Origin of the sequence: Pseudomonas sp. 10C3 (genome assembly GCF_036346185.1) — a bacterium.
Classification (GTDB): domain Bacteria; phylum Pseudomonadota; class Gammaproteobacteria; order Pseudomonadales; family Pseudomonadaceae; genus Aquipseudomonas.
This window is the reverse complement of record NZ_JASJVE010000017.1, coordinates 108193-123702: the sequence shown is the minus strand read 5'-3', so window position 1 is coordinate 123702 and position 15510 is coordinate 108193. Positions and strand designations below refer to the sequence as shown.

The following is a 15510-nucleotide window of genomic DNA, read 5'->3' as shown; positions in this document are numbered from 1 at the left end:
GGGCTGCAGCATGAGCGCAAAAGTCTGGCTGGTGGGCGCAGGCCCTGGTGACCCTGAACTGCTTACGCTCAAGGCCGTGCGGGCCTTGCACGAAGCCCAGGTGGTGTTGATCGACGACCTGGTCAATATTGCGATACTGGAACACTGCCCTACAGCTCGAGTGATCGCCGTCGGCAAGCGCGGCGGCTGTCGCTCGACACCTCAGGCCTTCATCCATCGACTCATGCTGCGTTATGTCCGACAAGGCAAGTGCGTGGTGCGACTTAAAGGTGGCGACCCGTGCATCTTCGGACGCGGTGGCGAAGAAGCCGAGTGGCTGAGGGCGAAAGGGGTTGAGGTCGAACTGGTCAACGGCATCACTGCCGGACTGGCCGGAGCAACTCAGTGCGGTATATCTCTGACTTTGCGTGGCGTCAGTCGTGGCGTGACCCTGGTCACCGCTCACACGCAGGACGACAGCAGCCTGAATTGGCCAGCGCTGGCACAAAGTGGCACGACACTGGTGGTCTACATGGGCGTCGCCAAACTGTCAGAAATACGCGACAACCTGCTCGCGGGTGGTTTGGCTGCGAACACGCCTGTGGCCATGATCGAAAACGCCTCACTGCCCCATCAACGCGAATGCCGTAGCACGCTGGCTGACATGCAGCTGGACGCCGTCGCCTTCGAACTGAAAAGCCCGGCGATTCTGGTGATTGGAGAAGTGGCGGGGGGCTACAACTCTGCGGGAGCCGATGTGTTGGCGAATAGCCTTAAGCACTGTGGCTGACCTACCGCACACAACGAGGCATCAAAGCATCAAATCGCAGACAAAGAAAAGCCCGGCCAAAGCCGGGCTTCTCTTGAAGCGGGGGCTAATTACTTAGCTTGAGCTTCTACTTGAGCTTCTACGCGACGGTTGATAGCGCGGCCAGCGTCAGTTGCGTTATCAGCAACTGGGCGGGATTTGCCATAGCCAACCGAATTCACGCGGTTAGCACCAACACCGTACTGGTTAACCAGAACCTGTTTGACAGCGCTTGCACGCTTCTCAGACAGTTTTTGGTTGTAAGCGTCAGGACCGACGGAGTCAGTGTGACCTTCAACAGTAGTGCGGGTCTGTGGGTACTGCTTCATGAAGTCAGCGAGGTTCTTGATGTCGCTGTAGCTGTTAGGCTTGACAACGGCTTTGTTGAAGTCGAACTTCACGTCCAACTCAACACGTACAACCTCAGCAACAGCTGGTTCTGCAACGGGTGCTGGCTCTGCAGCAACTGCCTCTGGAACCGGTGCCGGAGCTGGCTTGGAGCCACCGCCGAAGTTCACACCCAGACCGATGGTAGGAGCGTAGTCCCACTTACCGTTGTCCAGTTTGTACGAAGCGTCAACGCCAGCACGAGCGTACAAGTTGTCAGTGATGTACCACTTGGCACCGCCACCGACTGTAGCGAATGTGGATTGGTCACGACCCGAATGGCCATCAGCCTGCACGTTGGTCAAGCTCTGGTGAGCGAAACCACCGGAAACGTATGGACGAATAGCGTCACCAACAGTACCGAAGTGGTACATACCGGTCAGAGAAGCTTCGTCGCCGCGAATTTTCTGCCAGTTGGTGTTGTTGTTCGAGCGCGTGTAATTGGTTTTGTCGTAGCCCAAAATCACTTCGACGTCATCGGTCAGGAAGTAGCCGATGGAAGCACCAGGATTGTAGCCATCCTCAACGTCGTCGACGCTACGGTTGAAGTGTTTCTGGTAGAACAGCTCACCCTCGACCGCGCCTTGGCCTTGTGCCAGAACGCCGAACGAAGTCACGGCTACAATAGAACCAATGGCAATGCCCAAGGTGTTTTTCAGTTTCATCCGTTAAATCCCCATCTGGTGATTGTTAAGCGATCCTTCGTACTGAAGGACAGCTCGTCGGCAAGTCTATCAGAACTTACCAGCACGTTAGAGATATTTGCCACGACTTAAGTTTCAGTCATGCCTGCAAATTTCTCACGTAGTTTATCAAGAGCCCGTTTATAGCGCATTTTTGTGGCGCTCAAGCCCATGTACATAATATCCGCGATCTCCTGAAATTCCAGCTCTGCGACAAAGCGTAGCACCAAAATCTCCCGATCAATCGGGTTCACATACACAAGCCAACGATCAAGGCTGCCCCGTTCTTCAGGAGTAGGCGCCTTCTCTTCAGCCGCCTCCTCAAGTGGGTCCAGGCTCAACGCGTCCATCAAGCGACGCTTCCGCCGTTCCTTTCGGTACTGCGTAATGCATTCGTTGTAAGTGATGCTGTAGAGCCAGGTCTTGAACTTCGACTTACCTTCGAAATTTTTCAGCCCGTACAACACTTTCAGCATCACTTCCTGACAGACATCGTCAGCATCGCGATCGTTCCCTAAATAACGCGCGCACACGTTAAAAAGGGTCCTTTGGTAGCGCCGCATCAACTCTTCGTATGCGCGCGTCACATGAAACAGCTCGACGTGCGCCCGCGCCACCAACTCCTCATCGGAGAGTTCGCGGGGGTCGTAGCGCATGGACAGCGATTGGGGTTTATTCAAAACAAGTCGTGCCGACAGTCAGGTCAATGTCCGCCACTGCCGATGTTTCCGGCAATTTGGTGGCGGCATACATTAGCAGGATTCGCCGTGTTAGCGGCTGCTCACTCGCTGCTCGAGGAGGATTCGGTTGGACAATGACACCAACTCTCCCTCATCGGTCAGCAAGGTTGTTTTCACCGTGCCAATTTCTTCGATCTGCCCTTCGACCTCGCCCACACGCACTTGTTGCCCAACCTGATACAACTCCCGCACATAAATTCCCGCCAGAATCTGTCCGGCGATTTCACGACTTCCAAGCCCCATTGCCAACGCAACGGCCAGACCAACGGTAATCAAACCGATCACAATCACGTGGTTAAGCAGGTCTGTTTTGACCTCTAACTGGCTGATTGCGACTGAAATACTAATGATAATGACCAGCCCTTGAGCGATGCGCCCAAGGCCAGCAGAATAGTCGAGGCCTACGCCTTCAGCCGCGCCACGCACCAGGCCATTGGCTAATTGCGCCAGCAGTACGCCCACAAGCAGCACCAATGCCGCGCCAAATACCTTCGGCAGGTACAGGGCCAACATGTCCAGGGTCGCAGATACGCGTTCCAACCCAAGGGATTCAGCGGCTGACACAAGAAAAATCAGTAACACGAACCAATAGACGATTTTGCCGACCAGGGTCGAAATCGGTACCTGAACACCCGCCCGCGCAATCAACTTGGTCAACCCGGTGCCGCCCATTAGGCGATCCAGACCCAGCTTGGCGAGCAATTTAGACAGCAGCGTGTCGAGTAATTTGGCAACAACAAAGCCCAGCAGCACCACAATGAGGGCGCCGAACAGGTTCGGAATAAAGTTTGCAACTTTGGTCCACAACACAGTCATGGCGGTCACAAGGCTCTGCGTCCAGAGGTTCAATTCCATGTTCAATCAGCCTTATCAGCAGGGCGAGCAGAGGAAAGCGTGCTACGCGAAACAGGTGCTATATGCGCCGAACCGTTGTTGAGGCCGATCATCAGTGCTTGCGACCAGCGGCCGAGCAAACTGAACAAATCCCCTGCACCTACCTGACGGTTGGCAGTTTTCAAAACACGGCCCAAGCAAGCATCGTCATCCCGACTGGAGGATGAAGAGTTAAGCATGTCGCGCAGTGATTGTTCGAATGGATCGTGCATAGGTAACCTCACGCAATGTCACTGAAAGACGCGACAAGAATCGACCGAGTCACAAATGGGTCATTTAGTAGCAAAAAGCCTTCATCTCTATACCCAGCGCAAGCGACGGAACAACCACCACTGGCCAAGCCCCACTGCCGCCATTATCGAGCAAGCAATCAGAAACCCGTATGGATTGCTCGCACCAGGCATGCCTCCCACGTTGACGCCCAGCAAACCGGTCAGAAAGCTCATCGGCAGGAAAATCCCGGTGATGATACCGAAGCGATACATCACCCGGTTCATGCCCTCGCGCATCCGTCGGTCCTCGGACTCAAGGACCAGGCCGACACGCTCACGAGTCAATTCCAGCTCTTCCAGGTAGCGGATCAAACTGTTGTTAAGTTCATTCCAGTAACTCGCATCATCATGGGCAAACCAAGGCAATTTGTTGCGAGTCAATTGCGCGTAAATCTCGCGTTGCGGCGCCAAAAAACGGCGCAGACCGGCAGCACGTCGACGGATATGCAACATGTCACCATGATCGGAAGCGTACCGTTCGTCGGCATCTATCTTTTCTTCCTCTTCGTCGACCAATTCCGACAGTTCACTGACCAGCGTCTGGACCTTATCCGTGAGGTATTGAGCGAGATAAAGGATCAATTCAGAGGTGTTTTTTGGACCGTTGCCTTGATTCAGGTGTTCGATCAGCTCATCGGTGGCTCGCAAGGGACGCAAACGCAGAGAGATAACCTGTTGCGCCGCAGCAAAGATGCGTACCGACACCATATCCTCGGGCTCGGCACCCGGATTGAGGTTGACCCCACGCAGAAACAGCAGCAACTCGGCGTTGGGCAATGGCACCAAACGCGGCCGTGTGTTCTCTTCAAGCAGCAGGTCACAGCTGAACTCGCTCAGCCCGCTGGAGGAGCGCAACCAGGTCTGGGTTTGCGGATGACCGCGATCCCAGTGCAGCCAGACACTTTCGTCTGGCTGCATTTGAAGGTCATCCAGTTCGGTTCGAGCGATGAAACGCGCCCCGCCTTTACCATCCAGCACCAAGGCATGTACCAGCCCCCATTGCGCGTTTGCTTCGTCGAACATTGGGTGTCCTGTTTATTCCGGCATCTTCAAAGGGCTTGGGGAGATGATCACGCCATTATTGTCAGCGTATACGTACTCGCCCGGACGGAAGGTCACACCCGCGAATGTCACCGCCACGTTAAGGTCGCCGATACCGCGCTTGTCGGTTTTCATTGGGTGGCTGGCCAGTGCCTGCACGCCCAGATCGGTTTGCGCGATGACGTCGACGTCGCGGATGCAACCGTAAATCACCAGGCCTTCCCAGCCATTCCTTGAAGCTTTTTCGGCGAGCATGTCACCCAGCAACGCCTTGCGCAGCGAGCCACCGCCGTCGACTACCAACACTTTACCCTTACCGTCGAGATCGACCTGCTCTTTGACCAACGAGTTGTCCTCGAAACACTTGATGGTGACGATTTCACCACCAAAGGAATCGCGGCCACCAAAATTGCTGAACATCGGCTCAACGACCTGCACCAGTTCCGGGTAGGCATCGCACAAATCGGGGGTGAGGTAATGCATGGGTGAACTCCTATCATTAAAAAAAGAGGATCTGAGGTGTTGCGAGACATTTGACCGTTTCAAATCAATGGCTCTTTAGAAAAACGTCATGCAGATGCCTGTGTTAAGCCGTGGGCACGCTGGCGCAGCTAGACATCGATACCAATTCGATCACCTTCATAGGTCAGGGTAAAAAACTTCAGGCCCGGGCATGACGCCTGCAAGGGACGCCCGCTCGGTAATTGGAACTCAATACCATGACGCTTGCATCGCAAGACCGTACCCACAAGGGTCCCGCTGTGCAAGGGCGCGCCTTGATGCGGACAGCTGTCCTCGAGCAGCAGGGGCAGGTTATCGACGACCATCAACAACATATCTCGCCCAGCGACTTTGAAGGTTCGCCGGTAGCCTTCATTCAAATTGATCAGGCGCTCAAGTGGCACGAACATAAATGCAGGCCCGGAAAGCGAAAATGGCTGAAACAGTTTAATGCGTCATAGCTTAGCCGCAACGCTACTTTAGCGAAACTGCCCGACCGCTCTGTATCAGCGCTTCATCGCCAAACCGTGGGTGTTACTGCTCGGTCAGAGGCACAGACGGATCCCGCAACCAGCCCGCTACTAACGGCCATACTTGCGTTTGCGCGCCTCTGCTGACGAGCATTTCGACATGGCCAAAGTCTTCGGCAAAGCCCTGATCACGACCGAGGCAGACAAACTGGCGTCGCTCTGAACCGAACTGCTCGTACAGCTTACGACAAGCCCATACGGGGTCTTGATCATCCCCAGTGGCGGCAACCGCGAGCACCGGCACTCGGACCTCGCTCAACCCCGCCCACCAATCTCGCTCGGCATCGCCAAAGCGACGGAAAAGCCCATACCAACGCATGCTTTCCAATGCCAGCCCAATAGGCTCATCTTCGGGCCCTCGCTTCAAGCGCGAGCCGGAGATATGCCTGAAGCGCTTGAGCAACAGGCGCCCGCCCCACTCAACTGGCGGGATCTTCAACGGCCAATACGTACGACTGATCTGACTGCCGAACAGCGCAACCGAGGCCACGCCCTCCGAGTCAAGGTAATGCCCACCAAGCGCCGCCGCGAGCGTGATACCGCCCAGCGAGTGGCCAATCCAGTGCGGGGGCTGCCCACTTTGCTCTCGCACAAAGGCGCCAATTGCCGGCAGGTCATAGCGCGCGTAATCGGCCACACGGTTGTGCCGGTAAGCTTGATTGCGCGAAGACAGACCATGCCCGCGCATTTCCGGAATCCACACATCGAAACCCGCGCGCGCCAAATACGCGCCCAGGCCAATGCCTTTGGGTGAATACCAGAAGCGTCGATTGGAGAAACTACCGTGTAGCAGGACCACTGGAATGCCCCGCGTATCGGGCTGTTCGGCCAGTCCGAGACGGGTCACGGCCAGTTCGACACTGATGTCCGGGCTGTTGGCGGGTTTCAAACGGTACACGTCCTCAATCAGATCGCCACGGCGTTCGGCGCTGATCAAGGCCACAGGAAAGAGATTGCTGCTGCTTTGCATATTGCTCTTGCACAAAAAAGGCGGTTTCTTTGAGAAAACCGCCCAAGAAAACGCGACGAAGCGCCGACCTGCCAAAGCAAGCCGACGCCTCACTCATCACATCAGACCGGCGCCTGAGCTTCCGCCAGGAAGAACCAGGTTTCCAGCACGGAGTCAGGGTTCAATGAAACACTTTCGATGCCTTGCTCCATCAGCCACTTGGCCAGATCAGGGTGATCCGAAGGACCCTGACCGCAAATACCGATGTACTTACCAGCCTTGTTGCACGCCTGGATTGCGTTCGACAGGAGCTTTTTGACAGCAGGGTTACGCTCGTCGAACAGGTGAGCAATGATCCCTGAGTCGCGATCCAGGCCCAGGGTCAGCTGAGTCAGGTCGTTGGAACCAATCGAGAAGCCGTCGAAGAATTCAAGGAACTCCTCGGCCAGGATCGCGTTGGAAGGCAACTCGCACATCATGATGATGCGCAAACCGTTCTCGCCACGGACCAGACCGTTGGCCGCGAGCAGATCGATGACCTGACTGGCTTCGCCCAGGGTGCGCACGAACGGCACCATGATTTCGACGTTGGTCAGGCCCATCTCATTGCGCACACGCTTGAGGGCGCGGCATTCGAGCTCGAAACAGTCACGGAAGTTTTCGCTGATGTAACGCGAAGCACCGCGGAAACCCAGCATCGGGTTTTCTTCTTCCGGCTCGTACAGCTTGCCGCCGATCAGGTTGGCGTATTCGTTGGACTTGAAGTCCGACAGGCGCACGATGACTTTTTTCGGCGTGAACGCCGCTGCCAAAGTGCTGATACCTTCAACCAGTTTCTCTACGTAGAAGCCGACCGGGTCGTCGTAGCCAGCGATACGCTTGTCGACACTGGCCTTGATGTCTTGCGGCAGACCGGCGTAGTTCAGCAGCGCCTTGGGGTGCACGCCGATCATCCGGTTGATGATGAACTCCAGACGCGCCAGGCCGACACCGGCATTGGGCAACTGGGCAAAATCGAACGCGCGATCAGGGTTACCGACGTTCATCATGATCTTGAACGGCAGATCAGGCATGGCATCGACCGAGTTCTTCTTGATGTCGAAGCCCAGTTCGCCCTCGAAAATGTAGCCGGTATCGCCTTCGGCACAGGAAACGGTCACGCCCTGCCCTTCTTGCAACACTTCGGTGGCGTTGCCGCAACCGACCACGGCCGGGATACCCAGCTCGCGAGCGATGATTGCCGCGTGACAGGTACGTCCACCACGGTTAGTGACGATGGCGCTGGCGCGCTTCATCACCGGCTCCCAGTCCGGGTCGGTCATGTCGGAAACCAACACATCGCCCGGCTGCACTTTGTCCATCTCGGATACATCTTTGATGATCCGTACTTTGCCAGCGCCGATGCGCTGACCGATAGCGCGACCTTCCACCAGCACAGTGCCGGTTTCCTTGAGCAGGTAGCGCTCCATAACGTTGGACGACGTACGGCTTTTCACGGTTTCAGGGCGGGCCTGAACGATGTAAAGCTTGCCATCATCACCGTCTTTGGCCCATTCGATGTCCATCGGGCACTTGTAGTGCTGCTCGATAATCATTGCCTGCTTGGCCAGTTCGCTGACTTCGGCGTCGGTCAGGCAGAAGCGCGCACGATCAGCCGGCTCTACGTCGATAACCTTGACCGATCTACCAGCCTTGGCTTCGTCGCCGTAAATCATTTTGATGGCTTTGCTGCCCAGGTTGCGGCGCAGAATCGCTGGGCGACCGGCTGCAAGGGTATTTTTGTGAACGTAGAACTCGTCAGGGTTGACCGCGCCCTGAACCACTGTTTCACCCAGGCCATAGGCGCCTGTGATAAACACCACGTCACGGAAACCGGATTCGGTATCCAGCGTGAACATCACGCCGGCAGTGCCGGTTTCCGAGCGAACCATGCGCTGCACACCTGCAGACAGAGCGACCAGTTTGTGATCGAAGCCTTGGTGCACACGATAGGAAATAGCGCGGTCATTGAACAGCGAGGCGAACACTTCCTTTGCTGCGCGGATGACGTTTTCGACACCGCGAATATTAAGGAAGGTTTCTTGCTGGCCGGCGAACGATGCGTCGGGCAAGTCTTCAGCGGTGGCCGAAGAACGCACGGCAACAGCCAGGTTCGGGTTGCCGGCCGACAGCTCGGCGAACGCCGTACGAATTTCAGCGTTGAGTTTTTCGGGAAACTCGGCCTCCATGATCCAGGCGCGGATTTGCGCACCCGTCTTGGCCAGAGCGTTGACATCATCGACGTCAAGCGCATCAAGGGCGGCATGGATCTGATCGTTCAAACCGCTCAACTCAAGAAAATCACGATACGCTTGAGCCGTAGTGGCAAAGCCACCGGGGACCGAAACACCGGCGCCCGCGAGGTTACTGATCATCTCGCCGAGGGATGCGTTCTTGCCCCCCACGTGCTCCACATCATGGACGCCGAGCTTATCGAGGGAAACTACGTACTCTACCAAGGTGATCTCTCCACTAACTGTGTTGGGAAAAGCTCAGGGCGCTGAAACATCTATTAAGAGCGGTTCCGAGCGTTTGTGGCCTGGACCTGGAAAATAAGTGAGAATGCTGGCCATCAAGGTCCGCAAGCGGGCCTATCATATCCAAGATTCGTCACCAGCTTAAGGCCCACGGCGCAAATGAAACGATCTGCTTTCTTCATCTCCGACGGCACTGGCATCACAGCCGAGACACTCGGCCAAAGCCTGTTAGCGCAATTCGAAAACATCACGTTCAATAAGTTCACGCGACCGTACATCGATAACGTGGAAAAGGCGCGCGCTATGGTACAACAAATCAACAGCGCCGCCGATAAGGATGAACTACGACCGATCATTTTCGACACCATCGTCAACCAGGAAATTCGCGAAATCCTGGCGACCTCAAACGGCTTCATGATCGATATCTTCTCAACCTTTCTCGCCCCGCTGGAGCTGGAGCTTAGTTCACACTCCTCGTATTCAGTCGGTAAATCCCACTCTATCGGGCACAACTCCAACTACATGGAGCGGATCGAGGCGGTTAACTTCGCGCTCGACAATGACGACGGCGCCCGTACGCACTACTACGACAAAGCCGACCTTATCCTGGTGGGCGTCTCGCGCTGTGGCAAAACGCCAACTTGTCTATACATGGCCATGCAATTCGGCATTCGTGCGGCCAACTACCCGTTGACCGAAGACGACATGGAGCATTTGCAATTACCGGCTGCGCTCAAGCAGCATCGAAACAAACTGTTCGGCCTGACCATTGATCCGGATCGATTGACGGCGATTCGCAACGAACGCAAACCCAATAGCCGCTACTCCAGCTATGCCCAGTGCGAGTTCGAAGTCCGCGAAGTAGAAAGCCTCCTCCGCCGTGAAAACATTCCGCACATCAACTCCACGCACTTTTCGGTTGAAGAGATTTCAGCAAAAATCCTCGTAGAAAAAGGCGTCGAGCGACGGTTCAAGTAATGCGTGAACCCTGTAGGAGCTGCCTTGTCTGCGAATCGGTCCGGGTCGCGTCCGACCGAAGCGCTCGCAAATGGCTGGATTAACCACCGCACGAAGGACCTTCGGCCCTTATCGCAGACAAGTCAGCCCCTACAGTTTCAGATTTCAGCCGTCATTTCAAATCACGAACAAATCAACAAAACGGTTGACCGGCGTAGCTTCCAGCTTCGCCTGATTCTTGCACAGGGCGAAGATTTCGCTGGTGCGCTGGGCGGTGAATCTGGTTGCCAGGTTGGCCTTGAACTTGTCTTCGAGCAACGGAATACCTTCGACGCGACGACGACGGTGACCAATCGGGTACTCGACCACAACCTGTTCGGTGCTGGAACCATCCGTGAAGAACACTTGAATCGCATTGGCGATGGAGCGCTTGTCGGCCTCCAGGTATTCACGGGTATAGCGCGCGTCTTCCACAATCACCATCTTCTCGCGCAGCTCGTCAATGATCGGATGAGCGGCGTGGAAGTCGTCTTCGTACTGCTCGGCAACCAGGTTACCAAACGCCAGCGGCACCGCCGTCATGTATTGAATGCAGTGATCGCGATCTGCCGCGTTGGCCAGTTTACCTTGCTTGGAAATGATCCGAATAGCCGACTCGTGGGTCGTGATGACGATTTTCTCGATCTCGTGCAGGCGATCCCTGACCTGCGGATGCAGGGTTACAGCGGCTTCACACGCAGTTTGCGCGTGGAATTCAGCAGGAAAGCTTATTTTGAACAGCACATTCTCCATCACATATGTGCCGTATGCCTGAGAGAGGGCGAACTCACGCTTGCCCTCTGGCTTGAGCGCCAGATCCTTGTTGGTGTGGCTAAACAATACGTCGTAGAAGCCCCACTGCGGCGCACTCAGCACGCCAGGAATACCCATCTCGCCGCGCATGGCGATATCGGCCAGACGCACGCCACGGCTTGAGGCGTCGCCCGCAGCCCAGGACTTACGAGAGCCGGCATTCGGCGCATGACGATAAGTACGCAACGCCTGACCATCAACGAACGCATGAGACAGCGCAGCCAGCAGCTGTTCGCGGTTAGCACCCATCAGCTTGGCGGTGACAGCCGTCGATGCCACTTTCACCAACAATACGTGGTCAAGACCGACGCGATTGAACGAGTTCTCCAGCGCAATAACACCCTGGATTTCATGAGCCATGATCATCGATTCAAGCACGGCACGCACGGTCAACGGAGCATCACCGTTGGCGACGCGCTTTTGCGACAGATGGTCCGCCACGGCGAGAATGCCGCCGAGGTTATCGGACGGGTGACCCCACTCAGCGGCCAGCCATGTGTCGTTGTAATCAAGCCAGCGCACAATGCAACCAATGTCCCAAGCCGCTTTTACCGGGTCAAGACTGAAACGGGTACCAGGAACACGTGCACCGAACGGCACAATAGTCCCTTCGACGATTGGGCCAAGATGCTTGGTGCACTCAGGGAATCGCAGTGCCAAAAGGCCACAGCCCAGGGTATCCATCAGGCAGTTGCGCGCAGTGTCCAGCACTTCCCTGGACTCGATCTCGAAGTTCAGGACGTAGTCAGCGATATCTTGCAAGACCTTGTCGTAGTCCGGACGATTGTTCAGATCAACGTTGGCACTCATGGTGTTTTCGACTCTCTCTATAAATAGGAGGATTGATTAACGCAGCTCAACGGGTACAAAACGGCGTTGCGCGATGGTCCATTGAATACGTCGTAACACGCTCTCGGGCAGGGCCTGAAAATCGTCTCATATGAGACTCGTGACTTCTATAAGACGCAGCACACTGTCAACATCTTCCCGATAAAAGCTAGCCATAAAGGGTAGATCAGTCAATTAAAAACACAACATTGTCGACAATTGCCTGATGAGCGCTGCTTTTGACGCGTCATCAACAAGGACGTTTCCCACAGCGTTTGAAGGCTGCTTACTATCCTCACGGCGCAAAACCTTCATGCTAGAATGCCGCGCGCCTCTGTCGACTGGAACCGGTACCAATGCCCGTCTACCTGTATGTCAGGCGCACGAGGAAGCTTGCGCGCTATGTGAAAACCGCCCTCGCCCCGAAGATAGTCCTTTCACCGCGCCAGGATTTATGAGACTCAAGCCCTTCCCCACATTATTCTGTTTATTCCTTTTACCCGGTGTAAGTGCTGCGGCTGACAAGACTGTGTATGGCCTTAACGAATACGCCACACTCTCCGACATCGATCTGCAAGTCGCGGCAAAACTCGACACCGGCGCCAAAACCGCCTCCCTCAGCGCCCGCGACATCAAGCGCTTCAAACGCAATGGCGAAACCTGGGTGCGCTTCTACCTGGCCATCGACGATGCCCACGCACATCCGATCGAGCGACCATTGGCACGGGTCAGCAAGATCAAGCGCCGCGCCGGCGATTACGACCCTGACGATGAAAAAAAGTACACCGCGCGCCCGGTCATCAGCCTGGATGTGTGCATGGGTACTGCTATTCGCAGCATCGAAGTGAACTTGACTGACCGAAGTGCATTCCAATACCCGCTTTTGATAGGTTCCGAAGCACTCAAACGCTTTGATGCGCTGGTCGATCCGAGTCTTAAATACGCAGCGGGCAAGCCTGCCTGTGCCACCGACGCTCATACCGCAGAGTAATACCCATGCGCTCGATTACCCTCCATCTGAAAATCCTGATTGCTGTCCTGGTGACACTGGGGATAGCGATCACGGCGTATCAGATTTTCGTTCTCGGCATTCCAGTGACCGAGGATGAAACGGACGACTTGTGGAACATCGACGCCAAAGTCGAGTTCGTCGCCAACACCAAAGACCCAGTCAAGATCCAGATGTTCGTACCGCCCCTGAGCCACGACTACGTCAGCCTCAACGAGAGTTTCATCTCCAACAATTACGGTGTAAGCGTCAACCGCGTCGACGGCAACCGCAAAGTCACCTGGTCGGCCCGACGCGCCACCGGCAACCAGACACTTTACTACCGCCTGGTACTGACCAAACGCTACAGCGGCGATAAACCCAAGATCAAAGGCTCGGTTTTCCGTGACAGCATCGCCATTGAAGGCGCGGAAAAAATTGCCGCCGAAGCCCTGCTCGAACCTATCCGCCAGCACTCGGCGGACATCGAAACCTTTGTTACCGAAGCCATCAAGCGGGTCAACAACCTCAGCGACGACAACGTAAAGCTGCTGTTGGCGGGTGACACGTCGACCTCGAACAAGGCAAGAATCATTGAGTTATTGCTGTCCATTGCCCACGTACCGGTCGAAAAACTGCACACCATACGCCTGACGACCGATCAACCTCAGACCCCCGAGTTGTGGCTGCGCAGTTTCAACGGCAAAGACTGGTTGTACTTCAACCCGGACAACGGCGAACAAGGCCTGCCGACAGATCGGCTGACGTGGTGGATCGGCGATGAGAACCTGGTGAGTGTCGAAGGCGGAAAAAAAGCCACGGTGAACTTCACCCTCAACAACAGTGAAATGAACGCGATCCGCCTGGCCAAGCTGACCGACGCAAACACCGACGACCACTTCCTTGGGTACTCGCTCTACGGGCTGCCGCTACAAACCCAGCAGACGTTCATGATCATGGTGATGATCCCGATTGGCGTGCTGGTGATCCTGATCCTGCGTAACCTGATTGGCCTGGAGACCCTCGGCACCTTTACCCCGGTGCTGATCGCCCTGGCGTTCCGAGAGACACAGCTGGGCTTTGGTATCGTGCTGTTCACGATCATCACCGCGCTCGGCCTGTCATTACGCTCCTATCTTGAGCATTTGAAGCTGCAAATGCTGCCGCGATTGTCGGTGGTGCTGACCTTCGTCGTGGTACTGATTGCGGCCATCAGCCTGTTCAGCCACAAGCTTGGCCTTGAACGTGGCTTGTCAGTGGCGCTGTTCCCGATGGTGATTCTGACCATGACCATCGAGCGGCTGTCGATCACCTGGGAAGAGCGTGGCAGCGGTCATGCGATGAAAGTCGCCATTGGCACCCTGTTCGCAGCGTCTCTGGCACACCTCATCATGAGCGTGCCGGAACTGACTTACTTCGTCTTTACCTTCCCCGCCGTGTTGCTGATTCTCGTGGGCTTCATGCTGGCGATGGGACGTTATCGCGGCTACCGCCTGACCGAACTGATGCGCTTCAAGGCGTTCCTCAAGGACGAGCCAAAATGATCGGCTTCTGGAAGACCTGGAAGGCCCTGGAAGCCAAGGGCATCATGGGTATCAACCGGCGCAACGCAGATTACGTACTCAAGTACAACAAGCGCAGCCTGTACCCGATCGTCGATGACAAAATCATCACCAAAGAGCGTGCGATCCTGGCCGGTATCCATGTGCCGGAGATGTACGGGGTCATTTCCACTGAAAAAGAAATCGAAAAGCTCGACGAGATCATCGGCGGGCGCAACGACTTCGTGATCAAGCCGGCGCAAGGTGCGGGTGGCGACGGAATTCTGGTGATCGCTGACCGCTTCGAAGACCGGTTTCGCACGGTCTCGGGCAGAATCATCAGCCACGAAGAAATCGAACATCAAGTCTCCAGCATCCTTACCGGTCTGTATTCACTGGGCGGGCACCGTGATCGTGCGCTGATCGAATACCGGGTCACGCCGGACCAGATCTTCAAGAGCATCAGCTATGAAGGCGTGCCCGACATCCGCGTCATCGTGCTGATGGGCTACCCGATCATGGCCATGCTGCGCTTGCCAACACGTCAATCCAGCGGCAAGGCCAACCTGCACCAGGGCGCTATCGGCGTCGGGGTCGACCTCGCCACTGGCCTGACCTTACGCGGCACCTGGCTGAACACCATCATCAGTAAACACCCGGACACCACCAACGCTGTGGACGGCGTGCAATTGCCGAACTGGGACGGCTTCATGACACTCGCCGCTGGCTGTTATGAGCTGTGCGGGCTGGGCTACATCGGCGTCGACATGGTCCTGGACCAGGAGAAAGGCCCGCTGATTCTTGAACTCAATGCCCGCCCCGGCCTGAATATCCAGATCGCCAATGACTGCGGCTTGACCCATCGGGCTCATGCCGTCGAGGCTCGCCTTGAACAGTTGGCACTTAACGGCGAGCAGGAAACCCCGGAAGAGAGGGTGCGTTTCGTGCAAGAGCTGTTTGGGCATGTCCCCGTGGTTTCCTGACTTCCCGCTAGGAGTCGAACCCTCTGAGGATTACAATCCTCGCCCTCACGCCGACACTGAT

General features: G+C 55.9%; 15 protein-coding genes. 5 read left to right on the top strand and 10 right to left on the bottom strand.

Features of this window, described 5'->3' with window-relative positions; genetic code table 11:
• The first annotated feature begins 10 nt into the window (after positions 1 to 10).
• Entirely contained in the window at positions 11 to 769 is a 759-nt protein-coding gene (cobA, locus tag QN399_RS17890; protein WP_330201331.1) for a uroporphyrinogen-III C-methyltransferase, read from the top strand.
• A gap of 89 nt (positions 770 to 858) precedes the next feature.
• Here cobA and QN399_RS17885 read toward each other — a convergent pair whose 3' ends face one another.
• From QN399_RS17885 to ppsA, 9 genes are all read right to left on the bottom strand, one after another.
• Entirely contained in the window at positions 859 to 1839 is a 981-nt protein-coding gene (locus tag QN399_RS17885) for an OmpA family protein (protein WP_322179475.1), read from the bottom strand.
• A 107-nt stretch (positions 1840 to 1946) separates the two neighbouring features.
• Positions 1947 to 2537, bottom strand: coding sequence for an RNA polymerase sigma factor SigX (gene sigX / locus QN399_RS17880; protein WP_322179476.1), 591 nt, complete (start codon positions 2535 to 2537; stop codon positions 1947 to 1949).
• A gap of 90 nt (positions 2538 to 2627) precedes the next feature.
• Positions 2628 to 3452, bottom strand: coding sequence for a mechanosensitive ion channel domain-containing protein (locus tag QN399_RS17875; RefSeq protein WP_219060226.1), 825 nt, complete (start codon positions 3450 to 3452; stop codon positions 2628 to 2630).
• Positions 3453 to 3454: 2 nt separating this feature from the next.
• Positions 3455 to 3703, bottom strand: coding sequence for a CrfX protein (locus QN399_RS17870; protein ID WP_322179477.1), 249 nt, complete (start codon positions 3701 to 3703; stop codon positions 3455 to 3457).
• An 87-nt stretch (positions 3704 to 3790) separates the two neighbouring features.
• Positions 3791 to 4786, bottom strand: a complete 996-nt coding sequence (locus QN399_RS17865; RefSeq protein ID WP_322179478.1) for a zinc transporter ZntB — start codon at positions 4784 to 4786, stop codon at positions 3791 to 3793.
• A 12-nt stretch (positions 4787 to 4798) separates the two neighbouring features.
• A complete protein-coding gene (gene rraA / locus QN399_RS17860; protein ID WP_219060230.1) occupies positions 4799 to 5287 on the bottom strand; it encodes a ribonuclease E activity regulator RraA in 489 nt (162 codons plus the stop codon).
• A gap of 128 nt (positions 5288 to 5415) precedes the next feature.
• Entirely contained in the window at positions 5416 to 5715 is a 300-nt protein-coding gene (locus tag QN399_RS17855) for a Rieske (2Fe-2S) protein (protein ID WP_322179479.1), read from the bottom strand.
• Positions 5716 to 5839: 124 nt separating this feature from the next.
• Positions 5840 to 6805, bottom strand: a complete 966-nt coding sequence (locus QN399_RS17850; protein WP_322179480.1) for an alpha/beta fold hydrolase — start codon at positions 6803 to 6805, stop codon at positions 5840 to 5842.
• Between the two features lie 101 nt (positions 6806 to 6906).
• Positions 6907 to 9282 (bottom strand): phosphoenolpyruvate synthase, encoded by a 2376-nt coding sequence (gene ppsA / locus QN399_RS17845; RefSeq protein ID WP_322179481.1) that lies wholly within the window; start codon positions 9280 to 9282, stop codon positions 6907 to 6909.
• Positions 9283 to 9459: 177 nt separating this feature from the next.
• Here ppsA and QN399_RS17840 point away from each other — a divergent pair, with 177 nt between their 5' ends.
• Entirely contained in the window at positions 9460 to 10278 is an 819-nt protein-coding gene (locus QN399_RS17840; protein ID WP_322179482.1) for a pyruvate, water dikinase regulatory protein, read from the top strand.
• A gap of 156 nt (positions 10279 to 10434) precedes the next feature.
• Here the strand turns inward: QN399_RS17840 and prpD are convergent, their stop codons facing one another.
• On the bottom strand, positions 10435 to 11919 hold the full coding sequence (gene prpD / locus QN399_RS17835; protein WP_330201330.1) for a 2-methylcitrate dehydratase: 1485 nt from the start codon (positions 11917 to 11919) through the stop codon (positions 10435 to 10437).
• A 472-nt stretch (positions 11920 to 12391) separates the two neighbouring features.
• On the opposite strand from prpD, the gene QN399_RS17830 reads away from it, so the two are divergent.
• Genes QN399_RS17830 through QN399_RS17820 form a run of 3 tightly spaced genes read left to right on the top strand, consistent with a single transcriptional unit; the run spans position 12392 to position 15449 of the window.
• Entirely contained in the window at positions 12392 to 12928 is a 537-nt protein-coding gene (locus QN399_RS17830) for an ATP-dependent zinc protease (RefSeq protein WP_322179484.1), read from the top strand.
• 5 nt (positions 12929 to 12933) lie between these two features.
• Positions 12934 to 14469 (top strand): inactive transglutaminase family protein, encoded by a 1536-nt coding sequence (locus QN399_RS17825; RefSeq protein ID WP_322179485.1) that lies wholly within the window; start codon positions 12934 to 12936, stop codon positions 14467 to 14469.
• A complete protein-coding gene (locus tag QN399_RS17820) occupies positions 14469 to 15449 on the top strand; it encodes an alpha-L-glutamate ligase-like protein (RefSeq protein WP_330201343.1) in 981 nt (326 codons plus the stop codon). Before QN399_RS17825 ends, QN399_RS17820 begins: the two co-directional genes overlap by 1 nt.
• Positions 15450 to 15510: the final 61 nt, after the last annotated feature.

Excerpts from the sequence above, each read along its gene's own strand:
- cobA (WP_330201331.1), top strand. The coding sequence starts at position 11 with ATGAGCGCAAAAGTCTGGCTGGTGGGCGCAGGCCCTGGTGACCCTGAA.
- QN399_RS17885 (WP_322179475.1), bottom strand. The coding sequence starts at position 1,839 with ATGAAACTGAAAAACACCTTGGGCATTGCCATTGGTTCTATTGTAGCC.
- QN399_RS17875 (WP_219060226.1), bottom strand. The coding sequence starts at position 3,452 with ATGGAATTGAACCTCTGGACGCAGAGCCTTGTGACCGCCATGACTGTG.
- QN399_RS17870 (WP_322179477.1), bottom strand. The coding sequence starts at position 3,703 with ATGCACGATCCATTCGAACAATCACTGCGCGACATGCTTAACTCTTCA.
- QN399_RS17865 (WP_322179478.1), bottom strand. The coding sequence starts at position 4,786 with ATGTTCGACGAAGCAAACGCGCAATGGGGGCTGGTACATGCCTTGGTG.
- rraA (WP_219060230.1), bottom strand. The coding sequence starts at position 5,287 with ATGCATTACCTCACCCCCGATTTGTGCGATGCCTACCCGGAACTGGTG.
- QN399_RS17855 (WP_322179479.1), bottom strand. The coding sequence starts at position 5,715 with ATGTTCGTGCCACTTGAGCGCCTGATCAATTTGAATGAAGGCTACCGG.
- QN399_RS17850 (WP_322179480.1), bottom strand. The coding sequence starts at position 6,805 with ATGCAAAGCAGCAGCAATCTCTTTCCTGTGGCCTTGATCAGCGCCGAA.
- QN399_RS17840 (WP_322179482.1), top strand. The coding sequence starts at position 9,460 with ATGAAACGATCTGCTTTCTTCATCTCCGACGGCACTGGCATCACAGCC.
- prpD (WP_330201330.1), bottom strand. The coding sequence starts at position 11,919 with ATGAGTGCCAACGTTGATCTGAACAATCGTCCGGACTACGACAAGGTC.
- QN399_RS17830 (WP_322179484.1), top strand. The coding sequence starts at position 12,392 with ATGAGACTCAAGCCCTTCCCCACATTATTCTGTTTATTCCTTTTACCC.
- QN399_RS17825 (WP_322179485.1), top strand. The coding sequence starts at position 12,934 with ATGCGCTCGATTACCCTCCATCTGAAAATCCTGATTGCTGTCCTGGTG.